The 19,311-nt window shown below is 63.5% G+C and carries 21 protein-coding genes and 1 tRNA gene; 6 read left to right on the forward strand and 16 right to left on the reverse strand.

Annotation, left to right across the window (positions count from 1 at the left end; genetic code table 11):
* Window positions 1-519: 519 nt before the first annotated feature.
* Window positions 520-723: a hypothetical protein gene (locus A7E77_RS04640; protein ID WP_063686195.1), complete on the reverse strand. Its 204-nt coding sequence runs from the start codon at window positions 721-723 to the stop codon at window positions 520-522.
* A gap of 125 nt (window positions 724-848) precedes the next feature.
* Here A7E77_RS04640 and A7E77_RS04645 point away from each other — a divergent pair, with 125 nt between their 5' ends.
* Both A7E77_RS04645 and A7E77_RS18450 read left to right on the forward strand, forming a co-directional pair.
* Entirely contained in the window at window positions 849-1,040 is a 192-nt protein-coding gene (locus A7E77_RS04645; RefSeq protein WP_063686197.1) for a hypothetical protein, read from the forward strand.
* A gap of 2 nt (window positions 1,041-1,042) precedes the next feature.
* A complete protein-coding gene (locus A7E77_RS18450; protein ID WP_264177014.1) occupies window positions 1,043-1,171 on the forward strand; it encodes a hypothetical protein in 129 nt (42 codons plus the stop codon).
* On the opposite strand, the gene A7E77_RS17275 is transcribed toward A7E77_RS18450, so the two are convergent.
* A complete protein-coding gene (locus tag A7E77_RS17275; RefSeq protein ID WP_318842604.1) occupies window positions 1,168-1,716 on the reverse strand; it encodes a thermonuclease family protein in 549 nt (182 codons plus the stop codon). The two genes, A7E77_RS18450 and A7E77_RS17275, sit on opposite strands and share 4 nt — an antisense overlap.
* Before the next feature lie 46 nt (window positions 1,717-1,762).
* Window positions 1,763-2,059 (reverse strand): hypothetical protein, encoded by a 297-nt coding sequence (locus tag A7E77_RS17650; RefSeq protein WP_151895451.1) that lies wholly within the window; start codon window positions 2,057-2,059, stop codon window positions 1,763-1,765.
* Window positions 2,060-2,224: 165 nt separating this feature from the next.
* Between A7E77_RS17650 and A7E77_RS04650 the strand changes: the two genes are divergently transcribed.
* On the forward strand, window positions 2,225-2,593 hold the full coding sequence (locus tag A7E77_RS04650) for a helix-turn-helix domain-containing protein (RefSeq protein ID WP_078462227.1): 369 nt from the start codon (window positions 2,225-2,227) through the stop codon (window positions 2,591-2,593).
* On the opposite strand, the gene A7E77_RS04655 is transcribed toward A7E77_RS04650, so the two are convergent.
* A complete protein-coding gene (locus A7E77_RS04655) occupies window positions 2,590-3,168 on the reverse strand; it encodes a recombinase family protein (RefSeq protein ID WP_063686199.1) in 579 nt (192 codons plus the stop codon). The genes A7E77_RS04650 and A7E77_RS04655 overlap by 4 nt on opposite strands.
* Window positions 3,169-3,376: 208 nt before the next feature.
* On the opposite strand from A7E77_RS04655, the gene A7E77_RS17280 reads away from it, so the two are divergent.
* Complete coding sequence (locus A7E77_RS17280) at window positions 3,377-4,639, forward strand: Shedu immune nuclease family protein (protein WP_192930020.1); 1,263 nt, start codon at window positions 3,377-3,379, stop codon at window positions 4,637-4,639.
* 6 nt (window positions 4,640-4,645) lie between these two features.
* Here the strand turns inward: A7E77_RS17280 and A7E77_RS04665 are convergent, their stop codons facing one another.
* From A7E77_RS04665 to A7E77_RS04675, 3 genes are all read right to left on the reverse strand, one after another.
* Window positions 4,646-5,257, reverse strand: coding sequence for a BglII/BstYI family type II restriction endonuclease (locus A7E77_RS04665; RefSeq protein WP_063686203.1), 612 nt, complete (start codon window positions 5,255-5,257; stop codon window positions 4,646-4,648).
* Window positions 5,257-6,024 carry a DNA-methyltransferase gene (locus tag A7E77_RS04670; protein WP_226341849.1) on the reverse strand — a complete coding sequence of 256 codons (768 nt, stop codon included), beginning with the start codon at window positions 6,022-6,024 and terminating at the stop codon, window positions 5,257-5,259. The genes A7E77_RS04665 and A7E77_RS04670 overlap by 1 nt, the downstream gene beginning before the upstream one ends.
* Before the next feature lie 257 nt (window positions 6,025-6,281).
* Window positions 6,282-6,372 (reverse strand) — tRNA-Ser (locus A7E77_RS04675).
* Between the two features lie 86 nt (window positions 6,373-6,458).
* On the opposite strand from A7E77_RS04675, the gene A7E77_RS04680 reads away from it, so the two are divergent.
* Entirely contained in the window at window positions 6,459-7,313 is an 855-nt protein-coding gene (locus A7E77_RS04680) for a peptidylprolyl isomerase (RefSeq protein ID WP_063686207.1), read from the forward strand.
* Window positions 7,314-7,459: 146 nt separating this feature from the next.
* Here A7E77_RS04680 and A7E77_RS04685 read toward each other — a convergent pair whose 3' ends face one another.
* The 7 genes from A7E77_RS04685 to A7E77_RS04715 all read right to left on the reverse strand — a co-directional run bounded on the left by A7E77_RS04685 (window position 7,460) and on the right by A7E77_RS04715 (window position 17,186).
* A complete protein-coding gene (locus A7E77_RS04685; protein WP_043061226.1) occupies window positions 7,460-8,047 on the reverse strand; it encodes an ABC-type transport auxiliary lipoprotein family protein in 588 nt (195 codons plus the stop codon).
* Between the two features lie 4 nt (window positions 8,048-8,051).
* On the reverse strand, window positions 8,052-9,014 hold the full coding sequence (locus tag A7E77_RS04690) for an MlaD family protein (protein ID WP_017979885.1): 963 nt from the start codon (window positions 9,012-9,014) through the stop codon (window positions 8,052-8,054).
* Entirely contained in the window at window positions 9,014-9,910 is an 897-nt protein-coding gene (locus A7E77_RS04695) for an ABC transporter ATP-binding protein (protein WP_018250648.1), read from the reverse strand. Before A7E77_RS04695 ends, A7E77_RS04690 begins: the two co-directional genes overlap by 1 nt.
* Window positions 9,910-11,016 (reverse strand): ABC transporter permease, encoded by a 1,107-nt coding sequence (locus A7E77_RS04700; protein ID WP_017979887.1) that lies wholly within the window; start codon window positions 11,014-11,016, stop codon window positions 9,910-9,912. The genes A7E77_RS04695 and A7E77_RS04700 overlap by 1 nt, the downstream gene beginning before the upstream one ends.
* Before the next feature lie 123 nt (window positions 11,017-11,139).
* Window positions 11,140-12,405 (reverse strand): DUF445 domain-containing protein, encoded by a 1,266-nt coding sequence (locus A7E77_RS04705; RefSeq protein ID WP_226341850.1) that lies wholly within the window; start codon window positions 12,403-12,405, stop codon window positions 11,140-11,142.
* Between the two features lie 382 nt (window positions 12,406-12,787).
* Complete coding sequence (locus A7E77_RS04710; RefSeq protein WP_017979889.1) at window positions 12,788-16,009, reverse strand: efflux RND transporter permease subunit; 3,222 nt, start codon at window positions 16,007-16,009, stop codon at window positions 12,788-12,790.
* Between the two features lies 1 nt (window position 16,010).
* A complete protein-coding gene (locus A7E77_RS04715; RefSeq protein ID WP_063686210.1) occupies window positions 16,011-17,186 on the reverse strand; it encodes an efflux RND transporter periplasmic adaptor subunit in 1,176 nt (391 codons plus the stop codon).
* Between the two features lie 220 nt (window positions 17,187-17,406).
* On the opposite strand from A7E77_RS04715, the gene A7E77_RS04720 reads away from it, so the two are divergent.
* Window positions 17,407-18,141 (forward strand): SIMPL domain-containing protein, encoded by a 735-nt coding sequence (locus tag A7E77_RS04720; protein ID WP_063686212.1) that lies wholly within the window; start codon window positions 17,407-17,409, stop codon window positions 18,139-18,141.
* A 283-nt stretch (window positions 18,142-18,424) separates the two neighbouring features.
* Here the strand turns inward: A7E77_RS04720 and A7E77_RS04725 are convergent, their stop codons facing one another.
* A complete protein-coding gene (locus A7E77_RS04725) occupies window positions 18,425-18,682 on the reverse strand; it encodes a GlsB/YeaQ/YmgE family stress response membrane protein (protein ID WP_017979892.1) in 258 nt (85 codons plus the stop codon).
* 98 nt (window positions 18,683-18,780) lie between these two features.
* Complete coding sequence (locus A7E77_RS04730) at window positions 18,781-19,080, reverse strand: DUF1153 domain-containing protein (protein ID WP_024310369.1); 300 nt, start codon at window positions 19,078-19,080, stop codon at window positions 18,781-18,783.
* Window positions 19,081-19,311: the final 231 nt, after the last annotated feature.

Here is a 19,311-nt window from a genome sequence, read left to right on the forward strand (position 1 = left end):
CCGGGATTAGCAACCGGCGCTGTATTGGTTGGCGCCGGTGTAGGCGTAGGCGTCGGAGTTGGAGTGGGGGTTGGCGTTACGATTACCGGCGAGTTGCCGCCGCCACTACTCCCATCGCCCCCGCAACCTGCCAGCAGAATCGCTAGAGTGATGGTTCCAATTGAACCAATTCTGTTGAATTTCAATTATAGTACTCCCCTTTGGAATTTTGGGGAGTAGCGCCGATCAATCGCCTATTGCAACAGCAACATGATTGCCATGCTGGACCGTTTGCCAATCGTTATCGGCAATAATCCAACTTACCTACGGTGGGGATGGGCGATCGGTATCCGTACAATTGTGCCAACCACAAAGTTCCGTTTCGGTACTAAATGCCGCATTATCGAAACTAGCCTGGAAAATGGCAAGTAGCTCATTCTTATCCTTATCAACATACGAATCCATTGTCGGACTGTCGGTTCAGACCCACGGCTCCTCACGGATAAGCTCGACGGTAGATGGCATACTAAGCTTTAAGGATCACAGGACGGCAGGTAGCAGCAACTGCACTTCATCCCCGGACAGCACGGCTTTGGCCCTCTGTGCGGCTCCTACGACCTGTCTGTAGTGGATCGTGCCATATCGTTCGGCATCCTCAAACGGCAGCGGCGACCAATCGTCAGAAGGGTAAACCTCATCATAAATTGCCTTCGCGGCGGCTCGTAGCTGCGTGTCGTGGTGCATCGATCCGACTCCTGTTCCTCACATCAGCCGCGTGGAACAAAGGAAGAACGATTCGCAAGCTGCGTTGATCCCGGACGGAAACGCGATACGCTGCCTAAGCCGACTCATTCGGCCCGGAGGATGCGATGGTTCGTAATCTGATGTTCGCTGCGGCAGCCCTGACCATGGTCGCCACGCCCGCGCTGGCGGCCCCCTGTCGGGATGCAAAGGGTAAGTTCGTCAAATGCCCCGACAAGACACCTGCCAAGCCGACGCGCTGCAAAGACGCCAAGGGCAAGTTCGCCAAGTGCGGTACCGCTGGCGCGAAACCGGCCTGACAATGCTGCGGATCATCGCCACCATCATGAACGCGATGACGATCGCAACGATGGTGGCGGTGTTCGTTTACGAATGCGGCACGGTGTATCGATGGCTACGCCGCAAGCTTACGGGCAGAGCTACCCGCTAATTAGAGAGCAACACAGCTTTCGGACAAATACGGGCCACACGTCTCCCGTCATCCGATTGCGGCTTATAAATCGCCTGTCCGTGTTCAAGCTGCCAGCACGACAAGTCGCCGCGATCACTCGACAGGATCGCAAGCGTTCGCCCGTAATGATCCTCGCCCACCCGGCTGATGCGGATCGTACCAACCAAGGCATCGGCAAGGGAGCGTTTTGAAGCGTAGCCGTCACCGGGCGCGCAATTGCGACCAGTTCGGCAGTGCCCCGGTAACTCGGGTGCATCGATCCCCAACAAGCGGATGCGCTCGCCATTACAGCGGATCGTATCGCCGTCAGTGACAGTGCATCCGCTTACGGTGTCCCTGTGGCCAGGACGCAACGACGGAAAGCCGAGGGAAGGCGTCAAGCCGATGCAAGTGCCAATCGCGGCGGCGGCGGCAAGAACAACCACTGGCACGCCGATACGCTTAGCACGGGCATATCGACGTTTACGCCGATACACCTTGCCCTCTTTGATCGGCACTGCGCGGAACGGCTTCTTGAAGGTCATGGATCGGAACTAGCAAGGCCCTCTGAATAAGCCGTTGCCCGTCCCCCTACCGATCTAGCCACCGACAAACACCAGCGCCGCCACCAAGACCCAACAATCCTTTTGCAGGCCCATAGGCGCCGAAGTCAGCGCCTTCGATAGCCCGCCACGCTTTACCACTCACAAAGAGGATCGTGTACGGCTGATAGCCTGAATACCCGCCCATGGCGTTCGTCGCGTTCACGTCGATGGATGCCGCGTATCCGTACCATTCCTTGCCCGCCAAACCGCCTTTGCAATGGGCCTGATGAATGCCGCCAAAGCGATAGCGGGCGCTGTCAGGGTCACGCAGTATATCCGCCATTATAAGCTTGGTTTCAGCGATAGGATCAGCCGGATCAGGGCCTAGGTCGGGGAGGGCTTCTACGGCCTTTTGGGCAGTGGCAGGTATGGCGACCGATGTAGTCGTGCTGATCGCTATAGCGAGGGCGATACTTACCTTCGTCATTATTCATGTCCCCTGTTGCTCATGAGCGGGCAATTGACCCAGTCCCGCATCGGCCAGTTGCAGTGTCCCCATGATGGGGACGTTTGCAAGGGGGGATATCGCACTCGCTCAATTGCGAGGGCAGCAGCTTTGCAGCGAGGTTGGGTTGTCTCCCCGGATTATCGGGCGCTGATCGACGCCCTGATACGTAAGAGGGAAGAGGCTGGAACCAGTCAGCGCGAGCTTGCCCGTCGCCTTGGCAAGCCGCCGTCGTTCATCAACAAGATAGAGTTGCTAGAACGTCGCATCGACCTATTGGAGTTCATCGCTATAGCGGAAGCACTCGAACTAATGCCCGGTGTGATGCTCGACCAATTGCGGGCGTCTCTCCCCCATAAAGTGTCGATTTAAGCCGCTCGCTTTTCAACCCGCTGGATAGCGGCTCGCGATACTCCATGCTGCTTAGCCAAAGCGCCAAGGGAAACGCCGGCAGCGCGAGCAGTAAGTATTGCCGCCTGTTGCTCGTTAGACAGCGCCTGTGGGCGCCCTAGAGCCTTGCCAGCAGCCTTAGCGCGGCTAAGACCGGCCTGCGTGCGCTCAATCAGCAGATCGCGTTCAAACTCCGCGACCGCTGCTATCACGCCCATCGTCATACGACCCGCAGGGCTGGTCAGATCGACGCCGCCAAGCGCAAGGCAGTGAACACGAACCCCATCCGCAGCAAGGCGATCAACCGTTGCCCGAACGTCCATGGCGTTTCTGCCGAGGCGGTCCAGCTTCGTAACGATAAGCACGTCTTCCGCCTCCAAGCGATCAACCAGCTTAGCGAAACCCTTGCGCTCAATGGCGGCGACGGATCCCGATACCGTCTCTGTCACGATCCGCTTGGCATCGACATTGAAGCCAGCGCTTTCAATCTCTCTGACCTGATTGTCCGTAGTCTGGTCGGCAGTGCTGACGCGGCAGTAGGCAAAGGTGCGGGCCATGGGGGCGTTCCCTGTATCGATTCGGTGTATCGATATTGCCGCTGCATCTAAATGAAGTCGAGTCTATTTTTAGATACATCCATCATGTGTGTATCGAAATCGACCGGTTCCGAGCCACGTGGCCGGGGGTGGGTGTAGTGTGCACGCTCAATGTGCTGTGGGTTCATTTCTAACCCGAACTTGGGTGGAGTGTGGGACGGCGAAGCCCGTGCTGAACTTTCTGCCGAAGATCAGCGTGATAGGAGTGGTGATTACGGAAGAGCACTCCGCCCTCAAACTACGGCGCGGACATATCCACCGCAGTTCGGTATGGTCGCGGTCGAAAGGCTGCCGCATGTCCGACGATGCTGAATATCTCGCGAACTACAAGCCAAACCAACTCTACATACACCCCGGATCGCAGGGAGCATACGCGACGATCGTGGATGAGAGTGAGGAACTGCTAGGGGAAGTTAACGTGACGCCGCGATGCAAGTTGGCGGTTCGTGCTTTCTACGTGCGAGATAAAGCGGACTTCAATTCGCTAAAGATAACCAAGTTGAAGATGAACAGGTTCGGATGGGAGAAAGACGGTCATATACAAGTAAACAAATTCCAAACCGCACAGATGGCTCAATTTTTGTCTATTATATCAAGTCTCGACTTGAGCGACGCCCTAAAATCTAAAATTTCACTCGAACATATAAATCTTGATGCGTTAAGAGCATTGTTGAGCAGCACTAAGGGGCCGGGACTCCTTCAAGAATTAGCCGAGTCACCCGACCTGCATCAAGATATTTATGCGGTGGCATCAAAGCGACAAGCATTAGACCAGTTCGAACGCAACTTAGGTGAAAATTTGTCTGAACCGGATTGGCAAAGGTTCTTCGAACTTAACCCTTGGATATTTGGCCACGGCCTTAGCTACGTTTTCTTAGACAAAGTTGGTCCGAAGCTAGAGGCACGGACGACCGGAAGCAGCTTCGACCGCCATGGCAAAACGGCTGACGGATTGATGCGGACGCGAGCCGCAATAAGCCAATACGTGCTTATCGAGATAAAGAAGGACTCCACCAAGCTGCTAAAGAGCGATGCCTACCGCTCGGGATGCTGGGCGCTTTCGGACGAACTATCGTCCGCAGTGACACAAGCCCAAAAAACGACCTTCGAATTCTCGCGGGATCGATTTCGCGACGATCTGAAGGACGTGGACGGCAACGACACGGGCGAAGTTGCGTACGCGGTGACACCACGCAGCTATCTCGTAATCGGCAACATGGCCGAACTTTTAGGCAATGGTGACAAGGTGGCGTGCTTCGAACTCTACCGTCGGCATATGCGGGCGCCAGAAATCATCACATTCGATGAATTGTATCAACGTGCACGCTGCATCGTTGAAAACATAAGCAATGGCGCGAGCTATCCGCCCGAAGCATTGACCTCTCCCGACGGCGCGCCCATTGATCCCGAGTGGGACGACGTGCCCTTTTAGATGGTACTATGGGCCGACGCCCACAAGAATGATTGGGACTGCCGGAATCCCGCGCCCTTGTCTCATAAGATTGAAGAGGTCGCGTTCGTAATACGGGACACCCGATGACATTTCTCGCTCCATCGACTTCATCGGTACTACTTCAATGCCGACGTCAATGTCGCCAGCGATGAAGAACGACATATGCTTTACGAACAGATCGTGCGCCACGAAGGCGTATTTGCCGAACTGGATTTCAACCGCGACCCGGTCCTTCACGAAGTCGGTTTGGTTGTATGTCATAATTGGCTCTAAGCCCTTCGCCTCAATCGCGGCCTTTTGGGCGTCGGGTTCAAGCGTCATCGTCGCGCGCAAAAGTTCGGTGTCTTCGGCAAGCCAGTTCGTTACGCGTCGTTCGGACCAGTCATGTTGCGCGAACAGGCGACAGAACTCCTTGTTCATATCGACAGGCGAGTAGAGAGTTCGTCCTTCCTTTCGGGCTTCCGCTGACGCCTTTGTTCGGCATCTCTCCGCATCGACGCCAGCCAAAACAGCCTCGAATTCATCCCATATGTGGGGCTTATGATACTTAAGAAACTCGAAACCGTTCAGGTGCGAGTAGAATTGGACAATCTGCATCAATGCCCGCCTTTGGGCAGCGATGGATCATAAACCGGCTTGTTCATAGGCCGGGTGAGCAGCGTTCCTGCGCGAAGCGCGTGGACTCGATCCCATGCTGTATCGACGTATTCCTTCACAACGTCGCAGCCGTAGCCGATGCGATCGTGCATCGCGGCAGCGACAACGCTTGATCCGACGCCCATGTAGGGATCGAACACGTTGTCGCCGGGCTTCGTAAGCGATAGGACCAGCCGCTCGACCAGTTCAACCGGGAACTGGCACGGGTGCATCGTCTTTTCGACGTGGTTCGATTTAACGTTCGGAAAAATCCATACGTCGCCGGGGTTCTTCCCGAGCGGATTGCCCGAAAGCTGCCCGGCCTTCGGTCCCTTGAAATGCTTCTTACCCGGGTATTTCGCGGGAACGCGGATTGGGTCCAAGTCGAAATCGTAATCGTCGCCCTTCGTAAACCACAGGATCGTCTCATAGCGGCCGGACAGCCGGTTCTTGCAATGCAGCCCGTGTTCGAAATGCCACACGATCCGATTGCGAAGCTTCAGGCCGTGCTCTTTGAAGATGGGATATAGCACCATATCGAGCGGGAAGATTTCGCCGCGATCTACATGATTGCCAACTTGCCAGCACAGCGAGCCACCATCTGCCAACAGGCGAACGCATTCAGAAATGACTTGCGCTTGCGCCTTCACATATTCGGCAAGGGGCGACCGCCGCTCATACGCCTTGCCGATGTTATAGGGCGGCGACGTCACGATAAGGTGCATCATGCCATCGTCTAGCGGGCGCATGAATGCGAGATTGTCTTTGCACGCCATATGGGCAGATCGATCGCGCTTAAGCTTAGTGACAGCGTTCGATCGCATGATGGCGGCTCCCTTATTGGTTTCAGCGCATAATTATGAGTCGCGCTTTGTTATGTCACTAGCGTTCGGTTGCGCACCTCAAAATTATGTTGGTTTCTATGTGGGTCGCTCCTCACCGCGAATGATATTCGGGAATAAAATGAACGACTTACAGAAGAATGTGGCGGAGCGGGAGGGATTCGAACCCTCGATACGCTTTTGGCGTATACTCACTTTCCAGGCGAGCGCCTTCGACCACTCGGCCACCGCTCCGCATGTCCTGGAAGGGGGCGCCTAGCCTGTCCGTCGGCGCGCTGCAAGTGATTGCGCGTGGCCTTGGGTTGCGTCAGTCTGGCGCCATGATCCTGAGCCTGCTTCTCGCCGCCGTGCCACTTCAGGCAACGCCCCCCGCCCCGGCCGCAACGCCCGCCGATCCGATCGAGGCCGATTGGCGGACGATCCCCGATGACGAGCTGCTGGTGATGACGCTCGCCAGCGGCAAGCAGGTCGTCATCCGGCTAGCGCCGCGGTTCGCACCCGCGCATGTCGGCAATATCCGCACGCTGGCGCACGCGCGCTGGTGGGACGACGCCAGCGTCTATCGCGTTCAGGAAAATTGGGTCGCCCAATGGGGCGATGCGACTGAAAAGAAGCCGCTGCCCGGCGGCGTGACCGACCGGCCGGCGCCCGAGTTCGAAATTGTTGCGTTCGACCCCGCGGTGCGGATGACGCGCGCCGATCCTTATTCGACCGCCTCCGGGATCACCGCGGACGGCTGGCCGGTTGCGACCAACGGGCGGCAGGCGTGGCTGACGCATTGCTATGGCATGGTCGGCGTCGCACGCGATGCGTTGCCGAGCACGGGATCGGGCGCCGAGCTGTTCACGCCGATCGGCCAGTCGGCGCGGCGGCTGGACCGGAACTATACCGTCGTCGGGCGGATCGTGGAGGGCATGGGCTATCTGTCCGGCCTGCCGCGGAGCGATGCGCCGATGGGGGTCTATGCGACACCGGGCGAACGCACCGGCATCGTGTCGGTACGGCTGGCGAGCGACATGCCGGCCGCCGAACGGCCGCACTTCCAATATCGCGCGGCGGACAATCCCCGCTTCGCCGCAGCGGTCGCCCGGCGCGAGAACCCCGACGCGCCGATGGTCAGCCTGGGCGGGGCAGCGGTGTGCGACGTCCTGCCGGCGGTGCGGCGGCGGCCGTAAGGCTGGGCGCGTTAGGCGCGACGCGACGCGCGCTGGGCCGTTACCGGGAGATCCCAGCCTGCGCTGGGATGACGTTCGTGTGGTTCGGCAGGGCGACCCGCTCCTGCCAATGCCTCACACTACACCAAGGGCGATTGCCCCCAGGATCAGTTCGCCGCGACCCAGGTCGCGACCTCACCAGCGACCCGATTGGCGGCATTGCTGAGTGCGGGCCCGGCATTGGCCGCATCGATCGCGCCGATCGGGACGTGCGCCTCGAACCGGCGCTTGACGACATTGTCCTTGCCCGCCGGCGTCAGCGCCGCGTCGTACACGACCACCGCCTCGCGCCGGGTCGCGTCGAGGCCGAAGCGGCGCAGTTCGCCCGCCAGCGTCGCGGAGGGATCGGCGATCGACTGGACCGACGACAGCACGACCATGTTGGTGCGCGCCGTGACGGTGTCCGCCAGCAGCCGGGCGAACAGGCGCGCGGGCGGCTCCGCCCATTGCGCGTTCTTGACATAGGCGAGGCTGGTCGGCGTTTCTTCGACCGGCACGCGCGTCACCGCGATCGCGGCGGGCGTCGTCGGCACCTGGATCACGATCGAACGGGCGTTCGCCGAATTCTCGACCTTGCCGACCGCCGGCATCGCCGCCTCCTCCAGCGTCAACAGCGAGGGCGGCGGCTTGGCACCGAAGCTGATGCAGCCGGCGAGCGGCAGGGCCGCGGCGAGAAGGAGAAGTCTGGTCTTCATGATCTCACTTGCCCTTGTAATCGGGGAGCTTCTGCTGGCCGATCAGCGATCCTGCCCCACCCTGATCGACCTTGTCGGCGATCGAGGACAGCGCGGTCGCGGTGACGCGCAGGTCGCGCACCAGACGGTTGGCTTCCGGGATCGTCTGCTTCGAGAAGGTCTGCAGGCCCGGCCGCGCATCCTGGATCGCCGAGTTGAGCGTTTCCGCGCTCTGCTTGGCCGCCGCGATCGTCTGGTTGAGGTTGGCGAGCGTCGGCTTGACGTCCTCCGCCAGCACGCCGTTCGTCGTGTCGGCGAGCTTGCCGATCGACTGCGCGGCATCGCCCGCCTGCTGGATCGCGATGCGGGTCTGCGCCAGCGTCGCCGCAATCTCCGGCCCGCGATCGGCGAGCGCGTCGGTCAGGCGGTTGGTATTGTCGAGGATGCCGGCGATCGACGCCTGATTGCGATCGGTGAGCAGGCCGGTCAGTCGCTCGGTCAGCGTCGACAGGCGCTCGAGCAGCTGCGGCGCGCTGTTCAGGATCGCGCCGATGCCGCCCTGCTTGGTCGGGATGACCGGCACGCCATAGGGGCATTGCGTCGGATCGGGCCGTTCGGGGCAGACGATCGGCGGCGCACCCTTGCGCGCGCCGTCAAGCGCGACGGTGCTGGTGCCGGTGAAGCTGCCCTGGATCGTCGCGGTCGTGCCCTGCAGGATCGGCGTATCCTCGTTGAGCGACACGCGCACGCGGACGAACTGGGGATCGGGCTTCCACAGCGCGATCTTCTTCACCTGCCCCGTGGGGACACCCGAATAGGTGACGGTGGATCCGGTCGCCAATCCGTCGACGGATTGCTTGAAGAAGATGTCGTATTCGTGCGTCTTCGCGCCGCCGAGACGGGCAATCCAGACGGTGAAGATCGCAAGCACGGCGAGCAGGATCAGCACGACCGCGCCGACGATCACATGGTTGGAACGGGTTTCCATCAGTCGCTTCTCGCCTGTTCGGCCGGTTCGGTCGCTGCGGCGGGACTTGCCGCGAGTTGGTTGGTCTTCACTTCGGTGGGGTGATCGCGCGCATTCGCCTCTTGTGTGGCGATCGCGGCGCGGCCGCGCGGGCCCTTGAAATATTCCTGGATCCAGGGGTGATCGAGCGCGAGCAGCTCGTCGATCGTGCCGACCGCGATCACCTTTTTGTCCGCGAGCACCGCGACCCGGTCGCAGATCGCGTACAGCGTATCGAGATCGTGGGTGATCAGGAACACGGTCAGCCCCAGCGTCTTCTGGAGCGATTGGGTGAGGTCGTCGAACGCCGCAGCGCCGATCGGGTCGAGGCCCGCCGTCGGTTCGTCGAGGAACAGCAGTTCGGGATCGAGCGCCAGCGCCCGCGCAAGGCCGGCGCGCTTCTTCATGCCACCCGACAGTTCGGCCGGATATTTCGGCCCGGCATCGGGCTTCAGGCCGGTCATCACGACCTTGTATGCGGCGATTTCCGCCATCAGCGCGGGGTTCAGGTCGCGATAGAATTCGCGCAGCGGCACCTGGACGTTCTCGGCGACCGTCAGCGTCGAGAACAGCGCGCCGCCCTGGAACAGCACGCCCCAGCGCTTGCGGATGTTGGTGGCCTCGGTTTCCTCGCGGCCGATCGTCGGTTCGCCGAAGACGGTGATCTCGCCCTCGACCGGCGTCTGCAGGCCGATGATCGAGCGCATCAGCACCGACTTGCCGGTGCCCGATCCGCCGACGACGCCCAGGATCTCGCCGCGCCGCACGTCGAGGTCGAGCCCGTCGTGGATCACCGAATCGCCGAAGGCATTCTTCAGGCCGCGGACCTGGATGACGTGCTCGCCGTCATCGCCGGGGGCGGTGTTGCGCTGCGCCATCAGTTCCACCCCACCCAGGTGAAGAACACCGCGAAGAAGGCGTCGAGCACGATGACGAGGAAGATCGCCTGCACCACCGCCGACGTGGTGCGCAGGCCGACCTGCTCGGCGTCCGATTCGACCAGCATGCCCTGGAAACAGCCGGCGATCGCGATGATCGCGCCAAAGACGGGCGCCTTGATCAGGCCGATATACAGATCGGTGATCGGCACGACTTCGCGGATGCGCTGGATGAACGTGACCGGTGGAATGTCGAGCGACGCCCATGCCAGCAGGCAGCCGCCGATGATCGCGATCAGCGACGAATAGAAGCCGAGCAGCGGCATCAGCAACACCGCCGCGATCGTGCGCGGCAGCACCAAGGCCTCCATCGGCGAGACGCCGATCGTCCGCATCGCGTCGATCTCTTCGGTCAGCTTCATCGTGCCGAGCTGCGCCGCGAAGGCGGAGCCCGAGCGACCCGCCACCATGATCGCGGTCATCAGCACGCCGAGTTCGCGCAAGGTCAGGCGCCCGACGAGGTTGATCGTGAACACCTCCGCGCCGAATTGTCGCAGCTGCACCGCGCCCTGTTGCGCGATGACGATGCCGATCAGGAAACTCATCAGCCCGACGATCGCCAGCGCCTGCACGCCGACCACTTCGAACCGGTGAACCGTCGCGTTGAAGCGGAAGCGGCTGGGGTGGCGGACGACGTTGACGAACGCGATCGTCGTCGCGCCCAGGAAGCCGAGCAGACCGTACAGCGTGCGGAAGGTGATGACGACCGCATCGCCCATCTCGCCCAGCAGGCGGACGAAGGCGTTGGACGGGCGCTGCGGCAGCGCCACGGGCTGGTCGGCGGCCACGACATGGTCGAGCAGGTAACGCCCGCCCTCGTCTAGGCCGTCGATTTCGGCGTCGTGGCGGGCGGCGAAGCGGTGGATCACCCAGGCGCCGACCGTATCGATCCGCCCGACGTCGCTGAGATCGATGCGCGAAACCGGCCCCGCGACGCCATCGAGTCGTTCGGGCAGCGTACCGATGGTACGCAGCAGCAGATCGCCGGAAAAGCGCAGCGTTCCGCCGCTATCCTGCTGGAAGTCCGGTGAGCCGCTCATCGCCATGGCTTGTGCGGCAAGTTGCCCTAAACGGCAAGGCGTTTCGCAGGTGCGACGGCCCACGGCGGGACGGTCGGTGTGTTCAGGTCAGGTTCGATCGGTCACGGCACGCGCGACAGGCTGCCCAAGTCAGAGTAAAACGTCGACGCTATGGATGACGAGGCCGACGAGCCCGCCCACCAGCGTCCCGTTGATGCGGATATATTGCAGGTCGCGGCCGACGGCGTTTTCCAGGCGGCTGGTGATCGTGCGCGTGTCCCAGCCACGGACGGTTTGCGACACGAGCGCGACGATGCCCTCGCCATAATCTGCGGCGATGCCCACGACGGTACGGCGGACGAAGCGATTGATCGTGCGGGCGAGGCGCGGATCGCTGGTCAGCGTTTGCCCGAGCTGGCGCAGCAGGTCGCCGATCTGGCCCTGCATCGCGCCTTCGGGGTCGCGGGCGATGCGCAACAGGCCGGCACGCGCCGATTCCCACAGCCCGTCCATCCAGCGCTGCATCGCGGGATTGGCGATCAGCTCGACCTTCATCGCCTCCACCTTCGCCTGCGTGTCGGGATCAAATTGCAGATCCCAGGCGAGCCGATCGAGCCCTTCCTCGACCTTCAGGCGCAGCGGATGCTGCGGGTCTTCGGCCATGTCGACGATCAACCGGTCGAGCCCGTCGATCAATTTGTCCGCGACGGTTTCGTCGAGCCCCGTCCAGCGCAGGATCGATCCCGCGCGATCGTGCACCATCTGGCGGATCAGATGTTCGTTGGCGGCCAGCGCCTTGGCACTCCAGCGGATCGCGCCGTCCAGAAGCGGGGCATGGCGATTGTCGGCCACCGTGGCGGTGAGGATCCGGCCGAGGATCGGCGACACGTCGGTCTCGCGCAGCCGCGCGGCGATCCCCGCCTTCACCATACCGCCCAGCCGCTGCGGATCGAGGCCGTCGAGCACCTGCGCCACCAGCTTCGATGCACCCTGGCGGAATCGCCCCCCCGCCCCTTCCGGCGGATCGGTCAACCAGCGGGCGATCGCTGTCGCGACATCGACGCGGCGCATCTGGCGGGCGATAATGGCGGGCAACAGGAAGTTGGTGCGCAGGAAGGTCGCGAGCGTATCGCCGATCCGATCCTTGTTGCGAGGCACGATCGCCGTATGCGGGATCGGCAGCCCCAGCGGGTGGCGGAACAGCGCGGTCACGGCAAACCAGTCGGCCAGGCCACCGACCATCGCCGCCTCGCTGAACGCCTGCACGAACCCCGCCCAGGGGTAGAGGGGCGCATAATGCCGGCTGACGAGGAAGATCGCAGCCATCGCCAACAGCAATCCACCCGCGATCCGCCGCATCCTGACGAGGGCTGGCGGGGCCGCCTCGCCGGCGCGGATACGGGGAACGGACGTCATCGGCGAAACAATCCCCGAAAGCCGGGGAAGTTCAAGAGGCGCGATGGATGAGGCATGCGGTGGTCATCACGTCGTCTGCTGCCCAACGTCATTGCCGCCACCCCTACTTGGCGCCGCTTTTCCGTCACGCCCCTACTTCGTCATTCCCGCGAAGGTGGGAATCCAGACACGCTACCCTTGCGAAAGAGTCGCCACGTTAGCGGTTATGGATTCCCGCCTTCGCGGGAATGACGGAAGAGGAGGGGCCCTCTCCGTCATCCCGGCGAACGCCGGGATCCATGGACAGCGTGCCATTCTAGGAGCGCATCACCGCCCGCCCCTCACCTTGATGCACCTGGCCCTCACCGGATGACGGTAGGGCCAAGAACGCCGGGTCCCGCCCCTATTCCGCCGGTTGGTCCCCATGGCCCAGCCGCCCGGGCACCGGCCCCAGCGTCGGCGTGTCCGGACCCGCGATGCCGACCACCGTGCTGCCGTCGTCGCCGGGACGGTAGGTGAGCAGGCGCCGGCCCAGCCGCGGGCCGACATAGCGCTCCACCCCCACCGCCAGGCTGAACGCTGCGGGCACGATCACCAGCGTCAGAATGGTCGACAGGATCAGCCCGCCGATCACGACGATGCCCATCGGCGCACGCCACGATCCGTCGCCGCCGATCGACAGCGCCGTCGGGATCATGCCTGCGACCATCGCGACCGTCGTCATCACGATCGGCTGCGCGCGCTTGTGCCCGGCGTCGATGATCGCGGTGAGCGTGTCGACGCCCTTGTTCATCTCCTCGAGTGCGAAGTCGATCAGCAGGATCGAGTTCTTGGCGACGATGCCGAGCAGCATCAGCAGGCCGATGAACACCGGCAGCGACAGCGGATTGCCCGTCGCCCACAAAGCGATCAGGCCGCCCAGCGGCGCCAGCAGCAGCGACGCCATGTTGACGAACGGCGGCAGCGCGCGGCGGTACAGCAACACCAGCACTGCGAACACGAGGAACGTCCCCGAAATCACCGCGACGACGAAGTTCTGCAGCATCTCCGCCTGCCACTTCGCCTGCCCCAGCGTCAGCTTGTTCACGCCGATCGGCAGGTTCTTCATGATCGGCAGATTGTCGATCTGCTTCTGCGCGACGCCGGAGACGATACCGGGCGCAAGATCCGCGCCCACCGCGATACGGCGCTGCTGGTTGACGCGATCGATCTGCGTCGGCCCCGACCCCAGGCTGATATCGGCGATCAGGCTGAGCGGCACCGATCCGCCCGTCTGCGTCGCGACCGGCAGGTTCTGGATCGTCGACAGCTCGGTCCGCGCGCCCTGGTCGAGCGCGACGCGGATCGGCACCTGGCGATCGGCCAGGCTGAAGCGCGCCGAATTCTGGTCGATGTCACCCAGCGTCGCGATGCGGATCGCGCTGGACAGGGCCTGCGTCGTCACGCCCAGATTGGCGGCGAGGTCGAAGCGCGGCTTAATGATGATTTCGGGCCGCTGAAGGTTGCCCGAGATGCGCGGCTGGGTGATCGTCCCCAGCTTTGCCATCTGATCGACCAGGGTGTTCGCGGTCTTCTGCAGCAGCTCGGGATCGTCGCTGCCGAGGACGACGGTCATGTCGCGACCTGACGAGCCCCAGCCGAACTGCGACCGGAAGCCGACGCGCGCGTCGGGGATCTTGGCAAGCTCGGGCGCGAGCTTGCGTTCGAATTCCGTGCTGGTGACCTTGCGGTCGTCGCGCAGCGTCGCCGTCACGCGACCGTTGGCGACCGATCCGTTCGATCCCGTGCGCGCATACACCGACTGCACCTCCGGCTGGCGACGGAGCAGGTCGGCGACACGCGTCACGACAGCGTCGGTCTGAGCCAGCGTCGTGCCCGGCACCATCTCGATCGTCGCGGTCGAATCGTCATTGTCCTGCGGCGGCGAGAATTGCATCGGGATGACGGTGAACATGAACAGCGTCGCGACGAATGCGGCGACGCCCAGGCCCATCACCCACATGCGATGGTCGCGCCAGCGGCTGGTGACGCGGTGATAGCTGCCCCGCGCTGCACTCGCCTTTTGCCGCGTGCTGTCGAGCGTCCAGCGCAGGACCGCCATATAGGCGTCCATCAGCCGCCCTTCGCCGTGGCTCGCGTGGCCGAAGCTCTTGAGGAAATAGGCCGCGATCATCGGCGTGATGAGGCGAGCGACGGCGAGGCTCATCAGGACCGACACGACGACGGTCAGGCCGAAGTTCTGGAAATACTGGCCGGAAATGCCGGGCATCAGGCTGACCGGCATGAATACCGCGACGATCGACATCGTCGTCGCCAGCACCGCGAGCCCGATCTCGTCCGCCGCATCGATCGACGCCTGATAGGCCGATTTGCCCATGCGCATGTGGCGGACGATATTTTCGATCTCGACGATCGCGTCGTCGACCAGCACGCCCGCGACGAGGCTGAGGCCGAGCAGCGTCATCTGGTTCAGGTTGAAGCCCAGCAGCTCCATGAACCAGAAGGTCGGGATCGCCGACAGCGGGATCGCCAGCGCCGAGATCAAGGTCGCGCGCCAGTCGCGCAGGAACAGCAGCACGACGAGCACCGCCAGCACCGCGCCCTCGATCATCGCATGGATCGCGGACTTGTACTGCGCCTCGGTATATTTGACGCTGTTGGAGCGCAGCACGAAATGCACGCTCGGGTTGCGCTTTTCGAGCGCTTGCAGCTTCTTCACCGCCTCGTTGAAAACGCTGACGTCCGAGGCCCCCTTGGCGCGCTGGAAGTCGAAGCTGATCGCCTGACGCCCGTCGACCGCGGCGCGGCTACGCTGTTCGGCGTAGAGATCGCGCACCGTCGCGATGTCCGCGAGGCGGATGGTGCGGCCGTCGCCGACGCTGATCCGCGTCTGCGCAAGGTCGTTGGCGTTGCGCGCATTGCCGAGCACGCGGACGGATTGTTCGGACCCGGCGATCTCGGCGCGGCCACCGGCGGCGTTGAGGTTGATCTGTCTGAGCTGCGCATTGACCTGCGCCGCGGTGAGGCCCTGCGCCTGCAGCTTCAGCGGATCGAGGATGACGCGGATTTCGCGGCTGACGCCGCCGTTGCGGTTGACCGCGGCCATGCCGGGCACAGACAGCAATTCCTTGGCGACCGTGTTGTCGATGTACCAGCTGAGCTGTTCGACCGTCATGTCGCTGGCGATCGCCGAATAGCTGGCGAGGTCGTTGTCCGTCGTGTCCGCGCGGAAGATCTGCGGTTCCAGGATGCCTTCGGGCAGGTTGCTGCGGATCTGCGCGATCTTGTCGCGCGTGTCGTTGACCGCGCGGTCGATCGGCGTGCCGATCGCGAGCTGGACGACGGTGGTCGACTGGCCCTCGGTCACGGTCGAGGTGATTTCGTCGATGCCTTGCAGCGACCGCACCGCCGATTCGACGCGGTTGGTGACCTGGTTTTCGAGCTCGGTCGGCGCGGCGCCCGGCTGGCTGATGACGACGATGACGACCGGAAAATCGATGTCGGGGTCGTTGTTGACGTCCATCCGCATGAAGCTGACGATGCCCGCCAGCGTCAGCGCGATGAACAGGACGATCGGCGGAACCGGGTTCCGGATCGCCCAGGCGGAGATGTTGCGAAAGCTCATGTCAGCTCGCCTTTCCCACGACCGGCTTCACCTTCTGGCCCGGGACGAGGAAGCCGCCCGCCGCCCGCACCACACGCTCGCTGCCGTCCAGCCCTGAGGTGATCGTCACGCCCGCATCCGACACCTGGCCGATCTTGACGTTGCGGCGTTCGACCTTGTCGTCCTTGCCGACGATATAGACGAAGCTGCCTTTGTCGTCGCTCTGGATCGCCGAATCGGGGAGCAGCGGCGCCACCGCCGCACCGCCGACGATCGTCGCCGAGGCAAAGCCGCCCGGACGCAGCGCCGGGTCGTACGGCAGCGCGACGCGGGCGATGCCCTGCCGCGTCTGCGTGTCGATCACAGGCGACACCTGCCACACCTCGCCGGCGAAGCTGCGATCGCTGCCGACCGGCGTCACCTGCGCCCGTGCGCCGGTGTGGAGCGTGGCGAGATCGGCTTCGGAGAGCTGCGCGCGCATTTCGATCTGGCCGCCCTGTGCCATGCGGAACAGCACACCCGAACCGGCGCTGACGATCTGCCCGGGTTCGGCCTGGCGCGTCAGGACGAGGCCCGCGGCGGGCGCGCGGATATCGAGGCGGCCGTTGCGTGCCTGGGCTTCGCGCAAGCCGGCAGCGGCGACCTGCACGCGCGCGGCGGCGGCATCGCGCGTGGCGGCCTTGCGCTGCAGATCGGCCTTGGAAATGAAGCCGCGGTCGACCAGCTGCTGGGCGCGGTCGAGTTCGGCCTGGGCGATCGTCTGGTCGGATCGTGCAACCGCGACCTGCGCAGCCAGGCTCTGCGCGGTCTGCGTCTGCACCGAACGGTCGACGGTGGCGAGCACCTGCCCCGCATTCACCCATTGACCCGGCTCGACCAGCACGCGGGTGATCATGCCGCCCTCGCCCGCGACGCCGACCGGCATCTCGCGCCGCGCAGCCAGCGTACCGGTGGCGTTGATCGTGCGATCCACCGTCTTGCGCCCCGGCACCACATAGGTGACGGCCGGCATCTGCTCGGTCTTCTTGCCGGCGTTGGGATCGGCCTTCTTGTGCCCGAACATGACATAGGCGAGCACGCCGAGGAGCGCGATCACGATCACGGTGATGACGATCGTCCGTCCGCGGCCCGACGGCGCCGGTTCGCCCGGCAGCGCCATCCGCTCTTCGTGACCGATCGACCCGTTATATTCGTTCATGCCCGTCCCATCCCCGTCCCGGCTTACGTCCGGCCTGTACCCGTCGCACTGTGTTATCGGAATATATCACCGCACTCAAGCCCTGGTCGCGACGATGGGCGGCACGGTCGCCGCGTCATGCCGCAAGCCATTGATCTACGCAACGGATCGACGTCGTTCAGCAACGGTTGACCTTATCGGCGGCAAAGACCGCCCCACACGCAACAACGGGAGTCTTGCGATGAAATATTGGACCGCGCTGGCCGGAGCCGCCGCCGGATTGGTGACGATGACGGGCGCCGCGCACGCGCAGAGCCTGCCGACCACGGTCGAGCCGCTGGTGCCCGCGCAGGGCACGATCCTCGACATCCAGGCGGAAGGCCGCACGACGCGCGTGCCCGACATTGCGACGATCCGTGCCGGCGTCGTGTCGCAGGCGCCGACCGCCGCCGCCGCACTGTCCGACAATGCGCAGCGCATGGCGCGCGTCATGGCGGGCCTGAAGCGCGCGGGCATCGCGCCCCGCGACATCGCGACGTCGAACGTCGGCCTCAACCCGCAATATCGCTACACCGACGGCCAGCCGCCGGCCATCACCGGCTATCAGGCGACCAACACGGTCAGCGTCCGCTTCCGCGATGTCGCGCGCGCCGGCACCGTGCTCGATACGCTGGTCGCGGAAGGCGCGAACCAGATCGAGGGCCCCAATCTCTCGATCGACAAGCCCGATGCCGCGCTGGACGAAGCCCGCGCCGATGCGGTGAAGCGCGCCCGCGCGCGTGCCGATCTGTATGCGTCGGCGGCCGGCATGCGCGTGGTGCGCGTCATTTCGATTGCCGAAGCAGGCCAGAACGACGGCGGATCGCCGGTCGTGCCGATGATGGTCCGCGCGATGAAGGCGGATGCCGCCACCGAGATCGCACCGGGCGAGAAGGACGTCACCGTCACGCTGTCGGTGCGCTACCTGTTGCAGTGAGGTGAAGCTGGGGGCGACGGTTTACACTGCCGCCGCCCATCATTCCGCGCACATCGGATGAGGGAGTTGTGGCATCGCACGACATCGCTGACCCGTTCGCCCTGAGCTTGTCGAAGGGCGGGACGCCTCAGGCGGCACGTTCGTGGCTAGGTGCCCTTCGACAGGCTCAGGGCGAACGGTATCGGGGCGATCCGGTGGGGCGTCCCGCCTCCCACGCGCACAGAAAAAGGCCGCCCGGTTGCCCGGACGGCCCTTTCTTCAACCTTCGAGGGGGAAGCGGCGCTTAGCGCACGCTGCCACGACGCACGAGGTTCACGATCCCGAGCAGGATCACCGCACCCAGCAGCGACACCAGGAACGACGTGACGTTGAGCGGCGCGTTGTTGATCGAACCGCCCGAGATGATCAGGCCGCCGATGAAGGCGCCGACGATACCGACGACGATGTTCAGGAAAATGCCCTGCTGCGCGTCGGTGCGCATGATGATGCTGGCGAGCCAACCGATGACACCGCCGATGATGAGCCAAAGAATGATACCCATAAGTCCCTCCGTTTATCGCCCGGCGTGGGCTCTGGCGGAAAGACTCATGAGGCCGGATAAATGTTCCGCACGCGTTTCGGTCTAGCGTACGATATCGCTCAATATTTCTGCTGGCGCTCGTACAACGACTTATAGTGCTGGATGCGCGTGACGCGCAGGCCCGGCATGCCCGACCGGTCGATCGCGCGCTGCCAGCCGGCGAATTCCTCGACGGTCAGGCCGTAGCGCGTGCAGACCTCGTCCACCGTCAGCAGCCCGCCGTTCACCGCGGCGACCACCTCTGCCTTCCGGCGTACCACCCAGCGCGTCGTCGACGGCGGCGGCAGCGTATCGAGCGTCAGCGATTCGCCGAGCGGGCCGATGACCTTGGCGGGGCGGATTTTCTGATTTTCAATCATCATTCAACCTCGATCGGGGCGGGGGGCCCCCTCTCTGAAAGCAGCACTGTCCTTAGCGACACGGTCTTGAAGATCGGCTGAAACGCCGAGGTAAACGCCGTCTTCATGTTCGTGAGCATCGCCGGTCCCGGCACCGGTCAACGTCCGCAGCAGCATCGCCACCGTGCCGTTGAAGGCACAGTCGAGCGGGTGCAGCAGCCGTGAGCGATGTCCCGTCCGGCCGCTCCGCAT

The organism is Sphingomonas sp. NIC1, assembly GCF_001638925.1.
GTDB lineage: Bacteria > Pseudomonadota > Alphaproteobacteria > Sphingomonadales > Sphingomonadaceae > Sphingomonas > Sphingomonas aquatilis.

What these genes read in the sequence shown, in the direction of transcription:
- A7E77_RS04640 (WP_063686195.1), bottom strand. Translation starts at nt 723, where the DNA reads ATGCACCACGACACGCAGCTACGAGCCGCCGCGAAGGCAATTTATGAT.
- A7E77_RS04645 (WP_063686197.1), top strand. Translation starts at nt 849, where the DNA reads ATGGTTCGTAATCTGATGTTCGCTGCGGCAGCCCTGACCATGGTCGCC.
- A7E77_RS18450 (WP_264177014.1), top strand. Translation starts at nt 1,043, where the DNA reads ATGCTGCGGATCATCGCCACCATCATGAACGCGATGACGATCGCAACG.
- A7E77_RS17275 (WP_318842604.1), bottom strand. Translation starts at nt 1,716, where the DNA reads ATGACCTTCAAGAAGCCGTTCCGCGCAGTGCCGATCAAAGAGGGCAAG.
- A7E77_RS17650 (WP_151895451.1), bottom strand. Translation starts at nt 2,059, where the DNA reads ATGGCGGATATACTGCGTGACCCTGACAGCGCCCGCTATCGCTTTGGC.
- A7E77_RS04650 (WP_078462227.1), top strand. Translation starts at nt 2,225, where the DNA reads ATGAGCGGGCAATTGACCCAGTCCCGCATCGGCCAGTTGCAGTGTCCC.
- A7E77_RS04655 (WP_063686199.1), bottom strand. Translation starts at nt 3,168, where the DNA reads ATGGCCCGCACCTTTGCCTACTGCCGCGTCAGCACTGCCGACCAGACT.
- A7E77_RS04665 (WP_063686203.1), bottom strand. Translation starts at nt 5,257, where the DNA reads ATGCAGATTGTCCAATTCTACTCGCACCTGAACGGTTTCGAGTTTCTT.
- A7E77_RS04670 (WP_226341849.1), bottom strand. Translation starts at nt 6,024, where the DNA reads ATGATGCACCTTATCGTGACGTCGCCGCCCTATAACATCGGCAAGGCG.
- A7E77_RS04680 (WP_063686207.1), top strand. Translation starts at nt 6,459, where the DNA reads ATGATCCTGAGCCTGCTTCTCGCCGCCGTGCCACTTCAGGCAACGCCC.
- A7E77_RS04685 (WP_043061226.1), bottom strand. Translation starts at nt 8,047, where the DNA reads ATGAAGACCAGACTTCTCCTTCTCGCCGCGGCCCTGCCGCTCGCCGGC.
- A7E77_RS04690 (WP_017979885.1), bottom strand. Translation starts at nt 9,014, where the DNA reads ATGGAAACCCGTTCCAACCATGTGATCGTCGGCGCGGTCGTGCTGATC.
- A7E77_RS04695 (WP_018250648.1), bottom strand. Translation starts at nt 9,910, where the DNA reads ATGGCGCAGCGCAACACCGCCCCCGGCGATGACGGCGAGCACGTCATC.
- A7E77_RS04700 (WP_017979887.1), bottom strand. Translation starts at nt 11,016, where the DNA reads ATGGCGATGAGCGGCTCACCGGACTTCCAGCAGGATAGCGGCGGAACG.
- A7E77_RS04705 (WP_226341850.1), bottom strand. Translation starts at nt 12,405, where the DNA reads ATGACGTCCGTTCCCCGTATCCGCGCCGGCGAGGCGGCCCCGCCAGCC.
- A7E77_RS04710 (WP_017979889.1), bottom strand. Translation starts at nt 16,009, where the DNA reads ATGAGCTTTCGCAACATCTCCGCCTGGGCGATCCGGAACCCGGTTCCG.
- A7E77_RS04715 (WP_063686210.1), bottom strand. Translation starts at nt 17,186, where the DNA reads ATGAACGAATATAACGGGTCGATCGGTCACGAAGAGCGGATGGCGCTG.
- A7E77_RS04720 (WP_063686212.1), top strand. Translation starts at nt 17,407, where the DNA reads ATGAAATATTGGACCGCGCTGGCCGGAGCCGCCGCCGGATTGGTGACG.
- A7E77_RS04725 (WP_017979892.1), bottom strand. Translation starts at nt 18,682, where the DNA reads ATGGGTATCATTCTTTGGCTCATCATCGGCGGTGTCATCGGTTGGCTC.
- A7E77_RS04730 (WP_024310369.1), bottom strand. Translation starts at nt 19,080, where the DNA reads ATGATTGAAAATCAGAAAATCCGCCCCGCCAAGGTCATCGGCCCGCTC.